This window comes from Gordonia prachuapensis, assembly GCF_036350515.1.
GTDB lineage: Bacteria > Actinomycetota > Actinomycetes > Mycobacteriales > Mycobacteriaceae > Gordonia > Gordonia prachuapensis.
On sequence record NZ_JAZDUE010000003.1, the window covers coordinates 315,376 to 335,355 of the forward strand.

General features: G+C 67.5%; 15 protein-coding genes. 12 read left to right on the top strand and 3 right to left on the bottom strand.

Annotated elements, in window-relative coordinates; translation table 11 throughout:
- Nucleotides 1-167 precede the first annotated feature (167 nt).
- Nucleotides 168-2,225, top strand: a complete 2,058-nt coding sequence (rho, locus tag V1Y59_RS05540; protein WP_330503828.1) for a transcription termination factor Rho — start codon at nucleotides 168-170, stop codon at nucleotides 2,223-2,225.
- Nucleotides 2,226-2,273: 48 nt separating this feature from the next.
- On the opposite strand, the gene V1Y59_RS05545 is transcribed toward rho, so the two are convergent.
- Genes V1Y59_RS05545 through V1Y59_RS05555 form a run of 3 tightly spaced genes read right to left on the bottom strand, consistent with a single transcriptional unit; the run spans nucleotide 2,274 to nucleotide 10,485 of the window.
- Entirely contained in the window at nucleotides 2,274-3,284 is a 1,011-nt protein-coding gene (locus V1Y59_RS05545; RefSeq protein ID WP_330503829.1) for a ChuX/HutX family heme-like substrate-binding protein, read from the bottom strand.
- 45 nt (nucleotides 3,285-3,329) lie between these two features.
- Complete coding sequence (locus V1Y59_RS05550) at nucleotides 3,330-5,159, bottom strand: sulfite reductase subunit alpha (RefSeq protein ID WP_330503830.1); 1,830 nt, start codon at nucleotides 5,157-5,159, stop codon at nucleotides 3,330-3,332.
- A gap of 1 nt (nucleotide 5,160) precedes the next feature.
- Nucleotides 5,161-10,485, bottom strand: a complete 5,325-nt coding sequence (locus V1Y59_RS05555) for a glutamate synthase-related protein (RefSeq protein WP_330503831.1) — start codon at nucleotides 10,483-10,485, stop codon at nucleotides 5,161-5,163.
- Between the two features lie 338 nt (nucleotides 10,486-10,823).
- On the opposite strand from V1Y59_RS05555, the gene rpmE reads away from it, so the two are divergent.
- From rpmE to V1Y59_RS05610, 11 genes are all read left to right on the top strand, one after another.
- A complete protein-coding gene (gene rpmE, locus V1Y59_RS05560; RefSeq protein ID WP_330430394.1) occupies nucleotides 10,824-11,051 on the top strand; it encodes a 50S ribosomal protein L31 in 228 nt (75 codons plus the stop codon).
- A 107-nt stretch (nucleotides 11,052-11,158) separates the two neighbouring features.
- Nucleotides 11,159-12,235 (top strand): peptide chain release factor 1, encoded by a 1,077-nt coding sequence (gene prfA, locus V1Y59_RS05565; protein ID WP_330503832.1) that lies wholly within the window; start codon nucleotides 11,159-11,161, stop codon nucleotides 12,233-12,235.
- Nucleotides 12,236-12,239: 4 nt separating this feature from the next.
- Nucleotides 12,240-13,169 carry a peptide chain release factor N(5)-glutamine methyltransferase gene (gene prmC / locus V1Y59_RS05570; protein ID WP_330503834.1) on the top strand — a complete coding sequence of 310 codons (930 nt, stop codon included), beginning with the start codon at nucleotides 12,240-12,242 and terminating at the stop codon, nucleotides 13,167-13,169.
- On the top strand, nucleotides 13,166-13,822 hold the full coding sequence (locus V1Y59_RS05575) for an L-threonylcarbamoyladenylate synthase (protein WP_330503835.1): 657 nt from the start codon (nucleotides 13,166-13,168) through the stop codon (nucleotides 13,820-13,822). Before prmC ends, V1Y59_RS05575 begins: the two co-directional genes overlap by 4 nt.
- A 3-nt stretch (nucleotides 13,823-13,825) precedes the next feature.
- Entirely contained in the window at nucleotides 13,826-15,058 is a 1,233-nt protein-coding gene (gene glyA, locus V1Y59_RS05580; protein WP_431309104.1) for a serine hydroxymethyltransferase, read from the top strand.
- A gap of 40 nt (nucleotides 15,059-15,098) precedes the next feature.
- The gene (locus V1Y59_RS05585) at nucleotides 15,099-16,313 is read left to right on the top strand and encodes a glycosyltransferase family 4 protein (protein WP_431309108.1); all 1,215 of its coding nucleotides are present in this window, start codon (nucleotides 15,099-15,101) and stop codon (nucleotides 16,311-16,313) included.
- A 249-nt stretch (nucleotides 16,314-16,562) separates the two neighbouring features.
- Nucleotides 16,563-16,976, top strand: coding sequence for an ATP synthase subunit I (locus V1Y59_RS05590; protein ID WP_330430388.1), 414 nt, complete (start codon nucleotides 16,563-16,565; stop codon nucleotides 16,974-16,976).
- A complete protein-coding gene (gene atpB / locus V1Y59_RS05595) occupies nucleotides 16,973-17,737 on the top strand; it encodes a F0F1 ATP synthase subunit A (protein WP_330503837.1) in 765 nt (254 codons plus the stop codon). The genes V1Y59_RS05590 and atpB overlap by 4 nt, the downstream gene beginning before the upstream one ends.
- Before the next feature lie 85 nt (nucleotides 17,738-17,822).
- Entirely contained in the window at nucleotides 17,823-18,074 is a 252-nt protein-coding gene (locus tag V1Y59_RS05600; protein WP_330430386.1) for a F0F1 ATP synthase subunit C, read from the top strand.
- A 30-nt stretch (nucleotides 18,075-18,104) separates the two neighbouring features.
- Complete coding sequence (locus V1Y59_RS05605; RefSeq protein ID WP_330503838.1) at nucleotides 18,105-18,605, top strand: F0F1 ATP synthase subunit B; 501 nt, start codon at nucleotides 18,105-18,107, stop codon at nucleotides 18,603-18,605.
- Complete coding sequence (locus tag V1Y59_RS05610; protein ID WP_330503839.1) at nucleotides 18,606-19,952, top strand: F0F1 ATP synthase subunit B/delta; 1,347 nt, start codon at nucleotides 18,606-18,608, stop codon at nucleotides 19,950-19,952.
- Nucleotides 19,953-19,980 lie beyond the last annotated feature (28 nt).

Consider the following 19,980-nt stretch of genomic DNA (forward strand, 5'->3'; position numbering starts at 1 on the left):
TGAGCACGACCAACGGACACACCGCAGCGGACACATTTCTTCTGACCGTCTTCTGAGGAGATTCCCAGGGACACCTCCGACGAGGACGAAGCCCGCCCGAAGTACGGCGGGGTGACAAAGGAACCCCAACGCAGTCCAGATCTGTGTGGGGGAACGAAAGGACATCCGTGACGGATACGGACCTGATCACCGCACCAGCCCCGACAACGAGCGCCGCCGACGGCGACTCCTCGTCCGCGGTGAGTTCGACCACCCGGGCGTCGGCGACCAAGTCTCGTTCCGGCCTCTCCGGGATGGTGCTGACCGAGTTGCGCGCCCTGGCCGGAGAGCTGGGCATCAAGGGAACCTCCGGGATGCGTAAGGGCGACCTCATCGCGGCCATCAAGGAGCGTCAGGCCGGCACGTCGTCGAAGGGCGACGCCGACGGCCAGATGACGCTGTCCGAGCCGGAGTCGGGCAAGGGCAGGGGTCGCGCGGCCAAGACCGACGAGTCCGCCGGGCTGAAGGCCCCAGAGTCCGGCTCGTCGAAGGCCCCAGAGTCCGGCTCGCCGAAGGTCGAAGAGCGCGAGCCGAAGGCAGACGAGGGTGACGCGCCTGCCCGGGGTCGTCGCCGCGGGCGCGCGGGGTCCGACGAAGCCGCCGACAACGGTGCTGCCGCGTCGGCAGGTGCCCCGGCCGCCGAGGCCACCCGGACCGATGGCGGCTCCGCAGATGCTGCCGAGAGCTCGGGCACGAAGGCCCAGGCTGACGAGTCGACCGGCGATGACCAGCGTGGTCGCAACCGGAACCGGAACCAGGGACGCGACGGCGGCCAGAACCGGAACCAGGGCGGCCGCGACGGTCAGGGCCGGGACAACAACCAGCGCGACAACAACCAGCGCGACGGCCAGAACCAGCGCGACGGGCAGGACAAGCAGGGCGGCCAGAACAATCAGGGCGGCCAGGGCAACCAGAACAACCGCGATGACGACGGTGACGGTGGTGGCCGGGGTCGCCGCGGACGTCGGTTCCGTGAGCGGCGCCGTGGACGTGACCGTGATTCGTCGGGTGGGGGCGAGCCCCAGGTGTCCGACGACGATGTGCTGCAGCCCGTCGCCGGCATCCTCGATGTCCTCGACAACTACGCCTTCGTCCGGACCTCCGGCTACCTGGCCGGCCCGAACGACGTGTACGTGTCGATGAACATGGTCCGCAAGAACGGACTGCGGCGCGGCGACGCGATCACCGGTGCGGTCAAGGTGCCGCGTGAGGGTGAGCAGCCCAACCAGCGGCAGAAGTTCAACCCGCTGGTGCGTCTCGATTCGGTCAACGGCACGGACATCGACACCGCCAAGAAGCGTCCCGAGTTCGGCAAACTGACGCCGCTGTACCCGAATCAGCGGCTCCGGCTCGAGACGTCGCCCGAGCGACTCGACACGCGTGTCATCGACCTGATCATGCCGATCGGCAAGGGGCAGCGCGCGCTGATCGTCTCTCCGCCGAAGGCCGGTAAGACGACCATCCTGCAGGACATCGCGAACGCCATCACCATCAACAACCCCGAATGCCATCTGATGGTCGTGCTCGTCGACGAGCGTCCCGAAGAGGTCACCGACATGACGCGTTCGGTGAAGGGTGAGGTCATCGCCTCGACCTTCGATCGTCCGCCGTCAGACCACACCTCGGTCGCCGAACTCGCCATCGAACGCGCAAAGCGCTTGGTGGAGAACGGTAAAGACGTCGTGGTGCTGCTCGACTCGATCACCCGGCTCGGCCGCGCGTACAACAATGCGTCGCCGGCGTCCGGCCGAATCCTGTCCGGTGGTGTCGATTCCACCGCGCTCTACCCGCCCAAGCGCTTCCTCGGCGCGGCGCGCAACATCGAGCACGGCGGCTCCCTGACGATCATCGCCACGGCGATGGTGGAGACCGGATCCACCGGTGACACGGTCATCTTCGAGGAGTTCAAGGGCACCGGCAACGCCGAGTTGAAGCTCGATCGCAAGATCGCCGAACGCCGGGTGTTCCCGGCGGTCGACGTCAACCCGTCGGGTACCCGCAAGGACGAGTTGTTGCTGTCGCCGGAGGAGTTCCAGATCGTGCACAAGCTCCGGCGGGTGCTGAGCGGTCTGGATTCGCAGCAGGCCATCGACCTGCTCATCAGCCAGCTCAAGAAGACGAAGTCGAACGTCGAGTTCCTCATGCAGGTGCAGAAGACCGCGCCGGGAGCGATGAACGACGACTGATCGCCTCGTCCCGACCGGTGCCGGATCGGCGCCGGTCGGCGAGCGGAGTCAGTCCGCGACGTCGGTCACCAACTGGTTCCACGCCTCGAATGCGGCCATGGACACCGGACCGGTCTGGGTGACGACCATGCTGCACCGGCCGTGGCGATCGTAGAGCTCGATCGAACCCGTTCGGCCCCACACTCCGTCCGACCAGGTGACCCAGCATTCGGACACCAGCTCGAAATTGATCATCGCGCGGCACGTCCCGCCTGCGATGACCATCGATCCACGGTGTTCGCGTGCGCCGTCGAGCTGATCGTGGTGCATCTGCAGGCAACCCGGCGCGGCGGTGACGAGAGTGGCCGGCATACCCAACAGCGCGGCGTGCTCGAGCGCCGCGATCACCCGTCGCGATTCGACGCGGGTGTGGCCCGAGTGCCGCAGACCGGGAAACGTCGTGAGCCGACCGGCGCCCCCGTCGTCGAGGATCGCATCGAACTGGGCGACCTGATCGGTACCGGCCTCACCGATCGCGTCGCGGTCCGCCTCCGGCGTGGTGAACGCGCCGATGTCCGGCACCGACCTCTCCTCGTCCGCGGAACCCACACCGAGAGCAAGAGATTCGAACGCCAGGCGATCGGATCGCTCGGTCAGGTAGGTGGCGTGCGCGGTGTTGCCGTCGGTGTCGAAGAGTCGCAGGGTCGGCGGGATGTGCGCGGCCGGATCGGTGATCAGAGCCGAGCCCAGACGGGCGGGGTTGATCCGCAGCGTGATCCGCGACGGCCGGCATCGGATGGCACCGCCGCTTCCCACGGGGGTCTCGTGCATCCCGACAGCGTTCATGAGTACCGGTCCGGCGACCGTCACCCCGACGACCTGGTCGAGTAGCGGGAGTCGGCCCGCGACGGCGGTCACGTCGGCACCGAGCAGACTCCCGGAGAATCCGGGAGTCGCCAGGAGGGTGTCGAGGTCATTGGTCGCATGGGACGACCGAGCGCACCGGCAGTGGCGGCCGCACGCGCGCAGCGGTGTCCCGCCGGGTCCCTCGGAGTCGGATGAGCGGGGCGATTCTGGCATCGTTGCCGGTCCTTTCCCGTTGGTCACAGGGTTGTGGATGTCTGGTCAGTACACGTCTCGGGCATACCGTTTGGCCCGTTTGAGGTCGTCGACGTAGTCCTTCGCCGCATCGGCGGACACGCCGCCGTGCTCGGCGACGATCTCGACCAGGGCGGTGTCGACGTCGCGGGCCATCCGGGTCGCGTCGCCGCACACGTAGAGGTGGGCGCCGTCCTCCAGCCACGCGAACAGGTCGGCCCCGTTCTCGCGCATCCGGTCCTGCACATAGACCTTGTGCTCCTGGTCGCGGGAGAACGCCAGGTCGAGCCGGTCGAGCACGCCGTCGGCGACAAAGGTGTCGATCTCGTCGGCATAGACGAAGTCACGATCACGGTGCTGGTCGCCGAAGAACAGCCAGTTCGCGCCTCGTGCTCCACGTGTGGCGCGTTCATGTAGGAAGGACCGGAACGGCGCGATGCCGGTGCCGGGTCCGATCATGATCGCCGAGGTGTCGTCGGCGGGCGGCCGGAACGAGTTGTTCGCCGAGATGAACACGTCGACCTGTGATCCCTCCGGCCGCCTGTCGGCGAGGTAGGTCGAGCACACCCCGCCGCGCTGCCGGTCGCCGGAGCGATAGCGCACGGTGGCCATCGTGATGTGCACCGTGCCCGCGTGTGCGAGGGGGCTCGACGAGATCGAATAGACCCGGTGCTGCAGTGGACGCAGCTCGGCGAGCAATTCTTCGGGGGTGATGGTGAGCGCGGGATCGATGTCGAGGAGGTCGAGGACGTCTTTGCCCCACAGCCACGCGTCGAGCGCCTCGTGGTCGCCCGTCGCGGTCAGATGTGTGAGCTCGGCATCCTGAGTGCGGGCGGCGATGTATTCGACGAGGTACTTCGAGGGGGTGGAGATCTCGTAGTGATGCGTGAGTGCATCACGCAGCGATCGCTCCGACTTACGGTCGGTGATCACCGTGTCCGGTGGCACCCCCAGCCGGGCGATGACGCGGTCGACCAGCTCGGCGTCGTTGACCGGTGTGATACCGATCCCGTCGCCGGGTGCGTACTCGATACCGCTCTCTCCCAGAGAGATCACCAGATGCCGGACCTCTTTCTCAGAGTGCGGGGCCGACAGGACGGTATTGGAGACGACCGTCGCCGGGTACGGATTCTTGCGTGTCCATTTCGACTTCGGACGTCGTGGCGCCCGTGCCGGCGTCGTGGCCGGCTGCTCGGGTGCGACCTGCTCCGTCGACGGTGCCACGGCGTCGGCCGGTGTTGCGGCATCGTCGACGGAGGCGAGAGCGGGGACGGCACGCGAGATCCACTCGGTGGAGGGATCCTCGTAGTCGACGTCGCAGTCGACGCGATCGACGACACGGGTGGCGCCGAGCTCGGCCAGGCGGTTGTCGATGTACTTGCCGGCCTGGCAGAAGCCGTCGTAGATCGAATCGCCGAGTGCCAGCACGCCGTAGTACAGCCCGTCGAGGCGCGGGGCGTCGGGAGCCGCGAGGGATTGCCAGAAGAGCTCGGCGTTGTCCGGCATCTCACCCTCGCCGTAGGTGGAGGTGACCACGAGGAGCCGCCGCGCCGCCGACAACGCGGTGATGTCCAGGGCGTCGAGGTCACACCGGACGGGTTCGAATCCGTGCTGGCGGGCCAGGTCCTCGATCTGCTCGGCCACCGATTCCGCTGTGCCGGTCTGACTTCCGTACACGATCTGCAGTGTCACCGCGCCGCCGGGGGAGGCCTCGGCACCCTGCGGCCCGCCCGCCGGAACCGCCGTGGGAGACGTCGGCATCGCGATCCGGGTGTTGAGGCCCGCGAGGAAGCCGGCAAGCCAGGCCTTCTGGTCGCCGGTGAACGGGACATCCGCCGGGATGTAGGGGAGTTGCATGTCATCCCACCTTTGCTGTGTCGGTCGAGGTCCGGACGCCGGCTGCGACGTCGGGTAGCGCCAGGGCGGCGAACAGGTCGTCGAAACCGGGCAGCGCGCCCAACTTCTCGCGATTCTTGCGATCCTGCAGAAGGATCCAGCCGTAGGTGCCGGGCGCGTCCATCGACCAGACGTTGCGTCGGGCGAGCGCCTGCTTGTAGTCGTCGACGCGTTTGGCGGCGATGAGAGCGGCCAGATGCTCTGCCGTATAACCGGCCAGGACGTCACGCGCGTACCGGGCCACTCGCGACACCAGGTCGAAGTCCTCGGTGAGTACCAGGTTTCGAGCGCCGAGAGCGACCGCGTGCTCATCTGCCGCCCCGCCCCGACCCCCGATACCCCGACCCCCGATACCCCGACCCGCAGCGCCGTGCCTCTTGGCCAGTCTCGTGCCGGCAACCTGACGCGCGAGCTCGAACACGGTGAACGCGTTGAGCAATCGGTACATGTCGAGGGTGTCGGTCTCGCCGTACGCGGGCACCACGCCGTCGGCGACGGGCGCGCCGCTGCGGATCGCGACCTTCAGTGACCGGACCTGGTGACCCGCCAGTGACGACGAGAGTTCGTCGAGCAGTGCGCGATGCGACATCGACGCGACCAGCGCATCGCTGTCCTGGTAGGCGACCAGCGCCCGGGGCATCGCGTACGCGATGTAGTGACGTTCGGTCTCCCAGTTCTCGAGCAGCCGCGTGCCCAGAGCCGAACCCGTCGCCGCGACATGCATCTCGAGCATCTGCCGAACGGCGTGGTGATGGATGGGGGCGAGCGGATCGTCGACACCGGTGATGGCACCGACCACCATGTCCGCGCCGCTGATGCGGTTGTCGAGGACGCAGGCCGGGTCGTACTGGTACAGGAATCCGCCGCTCATCCCGTTGCCGAGGCCCTTGCCGAACCCGCCGAGGTTGAGCACGGCCCCGTTCGTCATGTACTCACAGGCGAACTCGCCGACACCCTCGACGACCGCGGTCGTACCGGAGTTGCGGACGGCGAATCTGTCGCCGGCCTCACCTTCGACGAACAGCCGACCGCCGGTGGCGCCGAACAGCGTGAAGTTGCCGATCAGGACGTTGCCGCCGACCGCCGTCGATCCGCCGCCCGGGGAGCGGACGACCACCGTCCCGCCCGACATCGACTTGCCGACACCGTCGTTGCACGTGCCGGTGTGCTCCAGCCGCATGCCGTCGTTGCAGAAGGCGCCGTAGGACAGCCCGGCGGAGCCACGAGTGGTGACCCGAACCGTGTCCGGCGCGAGGAAACGACGTCCACGTTCGTCGACGTACACGCTCGGGAGGTTCTCGGCCTCGGCCCCGGTCAGTCGGTGGTTCAGTGTGCGTTCGATGTCCACGGCGAGTTGTGCCCCGACGCTCTTGCTGCGGTTGCCCAGGACCGGCGCCGTGACGTCGACGTCGACGGCGCGGGCGTCGATCAGAGCGGTGCGAACCTGCTCGCCGATCTCGTCGTCGATCGCGAAGTCGCGCTCCAGATAGACCGGGTCGGTGATCGCCACCGGATCGATACGCGCCAGCAGTGCGTCTGACCGCAGTTCACCGACCATCGCGGGGTGATCCATGACCGACAGCAGATCTGTTCGCCCACGCGCGGCCCGGAGGCTGTTCAACCCGAGATCGGCCAGGAGTTCACGGACCTCGTGTGCGACGTTGAGCAGGTACTGGGCCATCGAGCGTGGATCACCGTCGAACACCTCGGGATTGGTGGTCAGACCGGCTGGGCATTTGATGTTGCAGTTCTTGGCCATGACGCAGCCGATCATCATCAATGCCGAGGTGCCGAACTCGAAGCTGTCCGCGCCCAGCAGGGCAGAGGTGACCACGTCGCGTCCGGTCTGGTGTGCACCGGACGTCCGGAGGACGACCTTCTGGCGAAGGCCATTGGCGCATAACGCCTGATGTACTTCGGCCAGACCGATCTCGGCGGCCCGGCCCGCATACCGCAGGCTCGTCACCGACGCCGCCCCGGTGCCACCGGTGTTGCCGGCGACGTTGATGACGTCGGCACCTGCCTTCGCGACACCGACCGCGATCGTCCCGATGCCCTCGGACGAGACGAGTTTGACGATGACGCGTACTCGGGCGGCCTTGCAGTCGTGGATGAGCTGGGCCAGGTCCTCGATGGAGTACGTGTCGTGATGCGGTGGCGGCGACACGAGTTCCACCCCGGGCGTGCCCCCGCGGGCGGCGGCGATCTCCACGGTCACCTTGGGTGCGGGGAGTTGTCCGCCTTCGCCGGGTTTGGCGCCCTGGCCGATCTTGATCTCGAGTTCGCGCAGCATCGGGTCGGCGAGATAGCCGGCCCAGATGCCGAACCGGCCGGACGCGAACTGTTTGATCGCCGAGGCGCGGATGGTCCCGTAGCGGGACATGTGCTCACCGCCCTCGCCGCTGTTGGACAGCCCGCCGACCATGTTGGTGCCGTGGGCGACCGCCTCGTGGGCGGGGGCCACCAGCGCACCGTGACTCATGGCGCCGGAGGCGAACGTGGCGGTGATCTCGTGGGCCGGTTGGACGTCGGTCAGGCCGATGGCCCCGGAGGTGTCGGTGGACAGGCCGAGGATGTCGCGCAGTGCACTCGGCCGGATTCCGCGGCGGGCGTTGATGTCGTCGACGAACGCGCGATAGGCGTCGGTGATCGTGAACGTGTCGATGTCGTTGTCGGACAAACGGTCATACGAACTGTCCGTGTAGGCGGCGGCGTCGAGGCCGAAGGCGTCGTCGAGTGTGCCGAGGGTCAGCAGCCGCAGCCCGTCGGTCCGGTCCGCGTCGGTCGCCGACGGGGATTCCCGGTCGGCCGTCGCGAAGCTGATCTTCTCGGTGGTGAGGTCGGCATAGCGGCGGACGGCGGTGGCGCCGAAGGAGTGTCCCGCACCGTCGGATCGCTCCTTGAAGAGGCCGAGCAGGGGGAGATCCTTGTCCGAGGAAGGCGCCTCGGTGATCGCCGCCCGATGGGCCCGGGTGAGCGCTGCGACGATCGGACCGAGTCCGACGCCACCCACCGGGGCACGCAGGTTGGGGAACCACCGTCGGAGATGGTCGTCATCGGTGTCGAGGAAGTTGGGTTCGAAGAACTCGCCGCCGATGTAACTCTCCACCGTGCACAGCCCGACTCGCCCCATCGTCTTCATCAGCGACTTCTCGGCTGCCTTGGCCCACCGGGCGAAGGCCTCGGCCGGCTGTGTCGCGTCCCCGCCCAGTGCGGCCGCCCGTCGCACGATCGAGTGGGGATGTACCGCGGCCGCACCGAATCCCAGTGTGGCGGCGAGATGATGCGACGACTCCACCTGCCCGGTGTCGGCGACGAGGGACACCCGTAGCCGCAGGCCGGCGGCGATCAGGCGCTGGTTGACGGCGGATATCGCGAAGATGATCGGAATCGCCGCGCGGGTCGGCGAGATGTCGCGATCGGTGAGGACGGCTATCCCGCCGCCGCCACGGGCGAAGTCGACGATCTTGTCGCCGAGCCGACCGAGCGCCGCCACGAGTGCGTCGCGGTCCTCGATGTCGGTGCCGGCCGGCGGGATGGTGAAGCATGAATCGAACACGCCGACCGGTGTAACAGGCTGCCTGAGTAGGATTTCGAGCTGCGAGACATCGAGTATCGGTGTGCGCAGGATGATCTGGCGGGTGCGCTGCCCCGATTGCGGGACGGTGGCAGGACGTGGGCCCAGCGCGACCCGCAGGGTCATCCCGTCCGCTTCGCGGATGCTGTCCAGCGGCGGGTTCGTCACCTGGGCGAACCGCTGGGAGAAGAATCGCGCCACGCTGGGTTCGATGTCGGTCAGGGCGTTGATCGCGTTGCCGAAACCCATGGCGGAGACGCGTTCGGCCCCGTCGGTGAGCATGGGATCGACGAAGTAGCGGAAGCTCTCCTGGTCGAGGAGATATGCACGGTAGCGCTGGTGGTCGGTGAGCGGGTCGTCGGCGGTCGGCACCGCGACCGGTGCGTCGTCGACGACGATGTCATCGAGGTCGACCTTCGCTGCCCGCAGCAGGGCCGGGTAATCGCGTGCGGCCGCGAGCTTCTCGTAGGCGTCGTCGGTGGTGTAGGTGCGGTGCTCGCGGTGGTCGTAGTAGATCATCCCGCCGGCCGACACACGTCCGCGCGCGATCACCGACTCCGGTGGGAAGGCGATCTGTCCGGCCTCGGAGAAAGCACAGAGATAGTCGGTGGTCTCGACGGTCCGCAGGGGTCGCAGCCCGAGCCGGTCGAGACGTGCGCCGATGACGGTTCCGTCGCCGAAGACGACCGCCGCGGGACCGTCGTTCTTCTCCTCGGTGAGGGAGAAGTACTCGAACATCGCCCGGACCGGTTCGGACAGGGTGGTGTCGTTCTCCCACGCCGGGGGCATCATCGAGACGATCGCGGTGATCAGATCCACGCGGTCCTCGATCACTCGTGCGGCGACCGTCTGATCGAGGCGGCTGCTGTCGGACTGTCCGGGCGGGCGCACGATGCTGCGGTGTTGCGCGGTCGCGGCGGTCACCTGGGCGATCCGGTTCTTCTTGTCGGTGTTCAGTTCTCCGTTGTGGGCGAGGAACCGGAACGGCTGCGCCATCGTCGGGTGCGGGTCGGTGTTGGTGGAGAACCGGGTGTGGAAGTAGAGAGTGTGGACGGCATGGTCCTCGTCGGACAGGTCGGTGAAGTAGTCGATGACCTCGGGCGAGGACAGGCGACCCTTGAGCACTTGGGTGCGTGCCGACAGGGACAGGGGATACAGACCCGCCAACTGGGGCTCGGTGTACGCGACGGCCTCGATGTCGAGCAGCGCCTGCTGAACCGCATGGTCGAGTTCGGCGGGGTCCGGACACGGTTCGGGGGCCGAGAACACCCACTGGCGGATGGGTAGCTGATACGACAGGGCGGCAGGCCGGAGCGCGGAGTCGTCGACGGGGACCTGACGGACGGTCAGCACACCGAAACCCCGCCCGCGCATGGTGCGTTCGATCAGCCGTGCGGCACGGTCGGCGCCATCGGCCTCCGTCGGCAGGAAGAAGTTCCCGACACAGAAACGCCCCAGGGCCAGATCGGCACGACCGGTGACCTTGCGGAAGAACCGTAGCGACAGATCCATGGACACACCACCGCCGTCGCCCACCCCCAACGCAGACATGCCGCCGCGGTGGGGAACCGAGCAGAGCGCCTCTCGTGCCTTGGTGATCACCGAATGCTTCTGCACGCCGTCCTTGCGGGTGATGAAGCCCACTCCGCAACTACTCGTCTCGTCGCTCGGGTCCCACAACAGGTGTGGTCGGTCCAGATCAGGGCGCATTCGATCCTCGTGTCCGGGTCCGCCCGGGTGTGGGCGGACGATCGGGCAGCCGCTCGCCGGCGGCGCTTCGGTCGGGGTTCGTGTCACTGCGACGGTGAAGTGACCCGTGAAGAGGCTAACTTAGCTAAGCCTAACTATCCTAAGGTGGCCCTAACCCAGGAATGAAACCCGCCGGTCCGGCGTTGAGCGCGATGACCGCCGAAGATGCCTGCTCACGGACGAATCCGCGGATTTCGGACTGGACGTGTCCGCGTGGCATACTGAGCGGTCGAGTCCGGTTCCGGTTCACACCGTCGATCCCCGACGGTGACCCGGCGACCACAGAAAGGGACAACCAGATGAAGCAGGGAATTCACCCCGAGTACGCGACGACCACCGTCGTCTGCGGCTGCGGCAACACCTTCGAGACCCGCAGCACCGCCGACAACGGACGTATCAACGTCGAGGTCTGCTCGCAGTGCCATCCGTTCTACACCGGTAAGCAGAAGATCCTCGACACCGGCGGCCGCGTGGCCCGGTTCGAGAAGCGCTACGGCAAGCGGAGCAAGAACGCCGACGCCAAGTAGCCCGATCGACGACGCCCACCGTGCGCGTGCCCAGGCACGTCCGGTGGGCGTCGTTTTCATCTCCAGCGATTTCTGTTTCCAGTGATGTCAGAGTGAAGTGAGGTCAGGTGCCCACCCAGAGTCCCTCGGCGATCGACGACATCCTCGCCGAGCATTCGGGCCTCGAGGCGCAGCTCGCCGACCCGTCGCTGCACGACGACCCCGCGGCCGCGCGCCGGGTCGGTAAGCGCTTCGCCGAACTCGCCCCGATCATGGCGACGTATCGACGCCTCGAGACCGCCCGCGACGACTTGGCGGCCGCGCGCGAACTGGCCGCCGATGATCCCTCGTTCGCCGAGGAGATCCCGGCACTCGAGGCAGTCGTGACCGAACTCGACGCAACGCTGACCGATCTGCTCGCGCCGCGCGATCCCCACGACGGCGACGACGTCGTGCTCGAGATCAAATCCGGCGCCGGTGGTGAGGAGTCCGCCCTGTTCGCGTCGGACCTGGCGCGCATGTATCTCAAATACTGCGAACGCCGCGGCTACAAGGCGCAGGTGCTCGGTGTCACCGAGAGCGACCTCGGTGGCTACAAGGAGGCCACGATCTCGATCAAGGCCAAAGAGCAACTGCGCGACGGGGTGTGGTCGAGGCTGAAGTTCGAGGGCGGGGTACACCGGGTGCAGCGAGTTCCGGTCACCGAATCGCAGGGGAGAATCCACACCTCGGCCGCCGGCGTCCTCATCTATCCGGAACCGGAGGAGATCGAGCAGGTCCAGATCGACGAGTCGGATCTGCGCGTGGACGTGTACCGGTCGTCGGGTAAGGGCGGTCAGGGCGTCAACACCACCGACTCGGCGGTGCGCTTGACCCACCTGCCCACCGGAATCGTGGTGACCTGCCAGAACGAACGATCCCAGCTCCAGAACAAGGCGCGTGCCATGCAGGTTCTCGCCGCCCGGCTGCAGCTCGCGGCCGAGGAGGAGGCGCAGGCGGCGGCCGCCGAGGGCCGCGCCGCGCAGATCCGTACCGTCGACCGCTCCGAACGTATCCGTACCTACAACTTCCCGGAGAACCGGATCTCGGATCACCGGATCGGTTACAAGGCAAACAATCTCGACGTCGTCCTGAACGGCGACATGGATTCGCTGCTCGACGCTCTGGTCGCCGCCGACCGGCAGGCGCGACTCGAAGCCGAGTGAGGCAATGAGCCGAGCCGGCCGGCCATCAGGTCACGGCCACCGCGTCGATGCCGAGATCCGGTGGGCGCACCAGGTGCTGTCCGCCGCCGGGATCGACACCGCACGCACGGATGCGGAGTGGCTCCTGGCCGCGACCCTGAGGGTGGACCGGGGACGCCTGGTGATTCTCGACACCGTCGATGACGCTGCGCGAGCACGATTTCACGATGCGGTGCAGCGGCGTGCGCACCGGGTCCCGTTGCAGCACATCATCGGTACGGCACCCTTCGGGCCGGTCGAACTCGAGGTGGGGCCCGGTGTGTTCACCCCGCGGCCGGAGACCGAGTTCCTCGCCGAATGGGCCGCCCGCAGCGTCGAGGGGAGTGGGCAGGCGCGCGTCGTCGACCTGTGCAGCGGAAGCGGTGCCCTGGCGATCGCCGTGGCGACGATGGTTCCCACCGCACAGGTGACGGCGGTTGAGCGTTCGCCGGATGCCTTGATGTGGTTGCGACGCAATGTCGAGCGAGCGGCGCCCGCGGTCGCCGAGCGCATCTCGGTGATCGCCGCCGACGTCACCGACGTCGACCAGATGTGCGCGATCATTCCCGATCGGTCGGTGGACGTGGTCGTGTCGAATCCGCCCTATGTGCCCGAGGGTGGCGTGATCTCGCCGGAGGTCGCCCACGACCCGCACGAGGCGGTCTTCGCGGGAGACGACGGCATGTCGGTCATCACCCCGATGCTCGTCGTCATCGGCCGCATACTGCGGCCGGACGGGGTCGTCGGGATCGAGCACGACGAGACGACCGCAGCGGCGGTTCTCGCCGAACTGGGCGCCGACGGACAATTCCTCGACATGCTCACCCGGACCGACCTCGCCGGTCGCCCTCGCTTCGCCACGGCGCGCCGGGCCCCGGACCCCGTCGCCGACCCGCGTGGCAGGATGGCCGGGTGAGCACGGTATTCGACTGCGGTGAACCGAGCACCCGGGCAGCTGGAATCCGCGCGGCCGTCGGAGCGGCGAAGGCCGGCCGACTGGTCGTGCTGCCCACCGACACCCTGTACGGGATCGGCTGCGAGGCCTTCGATTCGGAGGCGGTCGCCTCGCTGCTGGCCGCGAAGGGGCGCGGGCGCGACATGCCCGTGCCGGTCCTCGTGGGCTCGTGGCACACCATCGACGGCCTGGTGCTGTCGGTGTCCACCGCCGCCCGCGACCTCGTCGAGGCGTTCTGGCCCGGTGGGCTCAGTCTCGTCGTCGAACAGGCGCCGTCGCTGGCGTGGGACCTCGGCGACACCGACGGCACGGTCATGCTGCGGATGCCGCTGCACCCCGTGGCGATCGAACTGTTGCGCGAGGTCGGTCCGATGGCGGTGTCGAGCGCGAACGTCTCCGGTCGGTCGCCGGCGACAACCGTCGAGGAGGCGCGCGAGCAACTCGGCGAATCGGTGTCGATCTATCTCGACGGCGGTCCGGCCGCGGCCGCCCAGGCCTCCACGATCGTCGATCTCACCGGCACCACGCCGCGGATCCTGCGCGAGGGTGCGGTGTCCACCGAGGCCATCGCCGAGGTGCTCGACCTCGACGCCGATGCGCTGACCGCGCGCTGACGTATGCCGGAATCCGTGTCGGGTCCGCCGTTGTCGGATCCCGAGCTCGCCGAGCTCCTCGGGCGTGAGTCGCGACGTCGCGAGTCCACGCTGCAGCTCCTGGCCAGCGAGACACCTGCCAGTCCGGCCGTCCGCGCCGCGTTGACGTCGGATCTCGGCGCCAAGTACGCCGAAGGATATCCGGGAGCCCGCTATCACGGTGGTTGTGACGTCGTCGACGACGTGGAGCGTCTCGCCGTGGACCGGGCCGCCGAGCTCTTCGGTGCCGAGTACGTCAATGTCCAGTCGCTCTCGGGCAGTGCCGCCAATCTCGCCGTCTATGCGGCGTTCGCCCAGCCGGGCGACCCCGTGCTGGCGCTGCGGCTGCAGCATGGTGGCCACCAGACGCACGGGTCGCGTGCCAACTTCTCCGGCCGGTGGTTCGCGCCGATCCACTACGGCATCCGGGCCGCCGACGAACGGATCGACTACGACGAACTGCGCGATCTCGCCCTGCTGCACCGTCCGCGGATCATCGTCGCGGGTGGCGCGGCCTACTCGCGACTCATCGACTTCGCGGCGCTCCGCGAGATCGCGGACGACGCCGAGGCGATCCTGTGGGTCGACGCCGCGCATCTCGCCGGCCTGGCCGCGGCCGGGGTGATCGGGTCCCCGGTCCCGTACGCCGACGTCGTCACGCTGTCCACCCACAAGGTCCTGCAGGGACCCCGGGGCGGCATGATCGTCGCGTCCGAAGCCCACCGTGCCGTGTTGCAGAAAGCTGTCCATCCGTTCGTGCAGGGTGGTCCGGCGATGAACTCGATCGCCGCAAAGGCCGTGTGCATGCGGGAATCCGGTACCGAGCGGTTCGCGGAGTACGCGGCCGCCACCGTCGCCTGCGCCCAGCGGCTCGGCGACGAGCTGGCGACTCGCGGACTCCGGATCGTCAGTGGCGGCACGGACCTGCATTTCGCGGTGGCCGATGTGTCCGGTCTCGACGTGACGGGTGCCGAGGCGCAGCGGCGGCTCGACTCGGCGGGGATCGTCGTCGACCGGACGGTGCTGCCGTTCGATCCGCAGCCGGTCACCGAGGGGTCGGCGATCCGGTTCGGGACGCCGTGCGCGGTGCTCGCCGGCCTCGGTCGCGATGACATGGTCACCGTGGCCGAGTGGATCGTGCGCGCACTCGAGGCGGAGGTCGGGAGCACTCAACACGCCGAACTCCGGCGGGAAATCCGTCTCCGGCTCGGCGGGTAGCGTGAAGCCGGTGTTCGATACCGTCGCCGGCCTGTCCGGTGTGTCACCGGGTGCTGCGGGACCCGGGGTACAGCTGACGGCGCTGTCGGTGGTCGACACCGGTGGGGCAGGTGTGCCGTTGCGCGAGCTGGCGCTGGTCGGCCTGACCGCTGCCGCGGTGACGTATCTGCTGACCTCGTTGGTGCGCGTGTTCGCGATCCGCGTCGGCGCTGTCGCCGTGCCCCGGGTGCGCGATGTGCACGTGATCCCGACACCCCGTCTCGGTGGACTCGGCATGTTCGCCGGCGTCGTCGCCGCGATCGCCCTCGCCGCCAACCTGCCGGCGCTCACGCGCGGCTTCGCCTACACCAGCGACATGAGCGCGGTGATCGTCGCCGGCACGGTGATCGTCGTGGTGGGCGTGATCGACGACCGCTGGGGTCTCGATGCGCTGACCAAATTCGCCGGTCAGCTCACTGCGGCCGGTGTGCTGGTGATCATGGGGATCAGCTGGTATCTGGTCTATGTCCCGTTCGCCGAGATCGGCACCGTGGTTCTCGATCCGCTGCAGGCCGGGTTGTTGACCGTTGCGATCACCGTCGCCACCATCAACGCGGTCAACTTCATCGACGGTCTGGACGGCCTGGCCGCCGGACTGGGGTTGATCGCGGCCTCCGCGATCGCGATGTTCTCACTCGGGCTGCTCAACGACCAGGGCGGCGATGTGAGCTACTACCCGCCGGCGCTGATCTCCACCGTGTTGGCGGGTGCGTGCCTGGGGTTCCTGCCGCACAACTTCTCGCCCGCCCGTATCTTCATGGGCGACTCCGGTGCGATGCTGATCGGGTTGATGCTCGCCGCGGCATCGACGAGTGCGTCGGGCAGGATCGCGATGAACGCATACGGTCCGGCCGACGTCTTCACCCTGCTCTCGCCGTTGATCCTGGTCGCCGCGGTCGTCTTCGTGCCGATGCTCGACATGCTGATGGCGGTGGTCCGGCGAACCCGGGCTGGGGTCGGTTTCTACACCCCTGACAAGATGCATCTGCACCATCGGCTGCTGGAGTTGGGACATTCACAGCGGCGGGTGGCGCTGATCATTTACCTGTGGGTCGGGGTACTGGCGTTCTCGGCAGCGGCGGCGACGCTGTTTCCGCTGTCGGTGGTCATCCCGATGTTCGCCGGCGGGCTGGTGATCGCGATGCTCGTGACCATGGCGCCGCGCCTGCATCGGCGGTTCGCGCAGCTGCGCACAGCCAGCCGCGCGTACCGGTGAGGGCACGGTAATGACTCCGTAAAATCTCGTGTACTATCAGCCGTAGTAGTTCGACGGAAACCGGCTGGCCCCACTGGGGGATCGCGGGGCCGACCCGGTCGACATCCGCCTGCGCCCACCCGACGGTGAGCGTGTCGGGCGCCTGTTGGTAGGGTCCTAAAAACGTGAGCTTACGCCCAGCGGCGTGTCCGCTGAACGCAGGCTCGATGCCCCGTGCCTGCCGGAGTGGAAGAAAATGAGGAGTGGCAAATGACGACGTCTGCCCCTGACTCCGCTCCGGTGTATCCAGTCGCGCCGACGGGGCTCAAGCGGCCCGCGATCATCGCTGCGGTGCTGTCGACCATCGTCGCGGTGGTGGCCGTCCTCATCGGGCATCCGCTGTTCGCGGTGTTCTTCGCGGTCGGTGTGGTCGGAGTGCTGATCAACGCAAAGATGGTGGCGCTCAGCGTGTCCCGCGTCGCCGCCGAAGAAAATCCCCGAAAGAAGCTTCTCGCCGTCGACTCCGCGGTGCGTCTGGGTGCGATCACCCTGCTCGCGTTGGCGGCGGCCTTCCTGGTCCGGCCCGACGGGCTCGGCGTGATGTTCGGACTCGCACTCGGCCAGGTGGTCCTGGTCCTGAACGCGGTTATCCCGGTGATGAAAGGACTGCGTAAGCAGCTATGACCGAAACGTCCTACCTGGCAGAGTCGACTATCGAGGTCGGTCACCACACCGAGGTCGAGTGGTTCGGACTCACCTTCAATCTGGACACCATCATCTCCACGTCGATCGCAGCACTGGTCGTCATCGCACTGGCCTTCGTGGTCCGGTTCAAGGTGACGTCGAAGCGACCGAACACCGTGCAGCTCTACTTCGAGACCCTGACCGGGCAGATGCGTTCGCAGATTGAGAACTCGATCGGCATGAAGATCGCGCCGTACCTGCTGCCGCTGGCCGTCACGCTGTTCACGTTCATCCTCATCGCCAACTGGATCGGTGTCCTGCCCGTCCAGTACGGCACCACCAACGCCGAAGGCCTCGACGTCTCGCACGAGTTGCTGAAGACGCCGACCAGTGACGTGAACTTCGTCTACGCGCTCGCGCTATTCGTCTTCGTCGGATACCACCTCGCCGGCTTCCGTCGACGGGGCCTGCTCGGACACCCGGCGCGCCTGGTCAAGGGTCACGCGATCGGATTGGCGCCCATCAACATCATCGAGGAGCTCGCCAAGCCGGTCTCCCTCTCCCTCCGACTCTTCGGAAACATGTTCGCCGCGGCTACGATGCTTGCTGTCATCGCGCTCCTGCCGGCCTGGGGAATGTGGCTCCCGAACGCACTGTGGAAGTCCTTCGACCTGTTCGTCGGCTTCATCCAGGCGTTCATCTTCTCCCTGCTGACGATCCTGTACTTCAGTCAGGCAACAGAGATGGAAGACCATCACTGACCCACCCACGAACTGACCGGCGCCGCCGGGCAGTCCCGAAGACCTGGCAATCCGATTGCCAGTTTCACCGAAAGGAAAGTTCTCAATGGATCCAATGATCGGTATGGGCGCGTTGATCGGCGGCGGCCTGATCATGGCAGGCGGCGCCGTCGGTGCCGGTATCGGTAACGGTCTGGCCGGTTCGCAGTTGGTTGCGGGCATCGCGCGTCAGCCGGAAGCCCAGGGCCGACTGTTCACCCCGTTCTTCATCACCGTGGGTCTGGTCGAGGCCGCGTACTTCATCAACCTGGCGTTCATGGCGCTGTTCGTGTTCGCCACCCCGATCTCCGCAGGCTGACGACCGAACCGATAGGAAGCAAGCGACAACATGTATCTCGCCGCAGAAGAAGGTGGGACGAGTAACTTCCTCATCCCCAACGCCACGTTCTTCGTGTGCCTGGCGATTTTCGTCATCGTGTTTCTGGTGATCCGCACGATGGTGGTCCCGCCGATCGTGCGGGTGATGCAAGAGCGCGACGACCGTGTCGCGAAGACCGTGGAGGACAACAAGTCCGCCGCGGCGAGCTACGAGGAAGCCGATTCCGGGTACCGGGCCGCCGTCACCGAGGGACGCGCGGATGCCACCGGTATTCGGGATCAGGCCCGCGCCGAGGGCAACGAGCAGTTGGCCGAGGCGAAGAATCGGGCGACACGGGAAGCCGACCAGCAACTGGCTGCCGTGTCCGAGCAACTGAAGGTCGAAGGCGACACCGCAGCCGACACCGCACGACGTGACGTCGACGCCCTGTCGGCGACGCTCGCGGCACGGGTGCTCGGAAACGAAGCCACGTCGTCGACCACGGCGCAGACATCGGGAGCGGGTAGGTAAGTGGACGTCTTCATCGGGCAACTCGTCGGGTTCGCCATCATCGCCTTCCTGTTCTGGAAGTACGTGCGCCCACCCCTGCAGCGGATGGTCCGCAAACAGCAGGACGCCATCGATCGGCAGGTCGCCGAGAGCGAAGAGGCCGCGCACCGCGTCACCGATGCGAAAGCCGCACACGAACGTGCCATCACGCAGGGCAAGGACGAGGCCGAGGAACTCCGCCAGGGTGCCGCCCGCGATGCGGAGGGCATCAAGTCCGACCTGTCGGCGCAGGCCGACCACGAGGTCAAGCGGATCACCGAGCACGGCGAAGCGCAGGTCTCGCTTGTCCGGTCGAACCTGGTCCGCCAGCTGCGGACCGATCTCGGTCTGACCGCGATCGACAAGGCAGGCGAACTGGTCCGTGGACACCTGTCCGACCCGGACGCGCAGGCGCAGAGTGTGGACCGGGTCATCGACGAACTCGAGTCGATGTCCGCAGGCGGTGCGGACACCGTGCCGCACAGCGCCGAGCTCATCGGACTGCACTCGATGCGCGCCGGCAGCCGCGAGGCCGCGCTCAACGTCGCCCGCGAGTTCGACTCCGCCGCCGGCGATCTGGACGGTGCCGCACTGACCGAAGCATCGGTGGAGCTGACCCAGGTCATCGAGTTCCTCAACGGGAATCCGGTGTTGCGCAAGCGTCTCACCGACGACGACGACAACCCGCAGGGCAAGAAGCAATTGGTCCACACGCTGCTCGACGGCAAGGTGGCACCGATCGTGGTCGACGTGGTGGCCTCGGCGGCGTCCCAGCGCTGGTCGTCGACGGCGGACTTCGTCGCCGGACTGCGGCGCCAGAACGCACTCGTCGTGCTGACCGCCGCCGAGAAGGACGGCACCATCGAGCAGGTCGAGGACGAACTGTTCCGGGTGAGCCGTCTGCTGGAGGCGAATCCGCAGCTGGCCTCGCTGCTCTCCGACCACACCCACGACGCGGACAAGCGTGTGGGTCTGCTGGAGAAGCTGGTCGGCCAGCAGGTCAACTCGCACACCTGGTACCTGCTCTCGCACACCATCCGTCTGCTGCACGGGCAGCCCGCCGACATGGCGGTCGATCGGTTGGCCGAGCTCGCCGCGGCACGTCGCGGTGAGTCCGTCGCCCACGTCGTCTCGGCCGCAGAGCTGTCGAGCGCGCAGACCGATCGGCTGTCGAGTGTGCTGGGCCGGATCTATGGCCGCACCATCTCGGTGCAGACCGAGGTCCGCCCCGAGCTGCTGGGCGGACTGCGCATCGGCGTCGGCGACGAGGTGATCGACGCCGACATCGCCACACGCCTGGCCAAGGCGGCGGAGACCCTGCCGCGCTGACGCGCCCCACAACCATCCACCACCCGAG

Excerpts from the sequence above, each read along its gene's own strand:
- V1Y59_RS05545 (WP_330503829.1), bottom strand. The coding sequence starts at position 3,284 with ATGCCAGAATCGCCCCGCTCATCCGACTCCGAGGGACCCGGCGGGACA.
- V1Y59_RS05550 (WP_330503830.1), bottom strand. The coding sequence starts at position 5,159 with ATGCAACTCCCCTACATCCCGGCGGATGTCCCGTTCACCGGCGACCAG.
- V1Y59_RS05555 (WP_330503831.1), bottom strand. The coding sequence starts at position 10,485 with ATGCGCCCTGATCTGGACCGACCACACCTGTTGTGGGACCCGAGCGAC.
- V1Y59_RS05600 (WP_330430386.1), top strand. The coding sequence starts at position 17,823 with ATGGATCCAATGATCGGTATGGGCGCGTTGATCGGCGGCGGCCTGATC.
- V1Y59_RS05590 (WP_330430388.1), top strand. The coding sequence starts at position 16,563 with ATGACGACGTCTGCCCCTGACTCCGCTCCGGTGTATCCAGTCGCGCCG.
- rpmE (WP_330430394.1), top strand. The coding sequence starts at position 10,824 with ATGAAGCAGGGAATTCACCCCGAGTACGCGACGACCACCGTCGTCTGC.
- V1Y59_RS05605 (WP_330503838.1), top strand. The coding sequence starts at position 18,105 with ATGTATCTCGCCGCAGAAGAAGGTGGGACGAGTAACTTCCTCATCCCC.
- prmC (WP_330503834.1), top strand. The coding sequence starts at position 12,240 with ATGAGCCGAGCCGGCCGGCCATCAGGTCACGGCCACCGCGTCGATGCC.
- atpB (WP_330503837.1), top strand. The coding sequence starts at position 16,973 with ATGACCGAAACGTCCTACCTGGCAGAGTCGACTATCGAGGTCGGTCAC.
- glyA (WP_431309104.1), top strand. The coding sequence starts at position 13,826 with ATGCCGGAATCCGTGTCGGGTCCGCCGTTGTCGGATCCCGAGCTCGCC.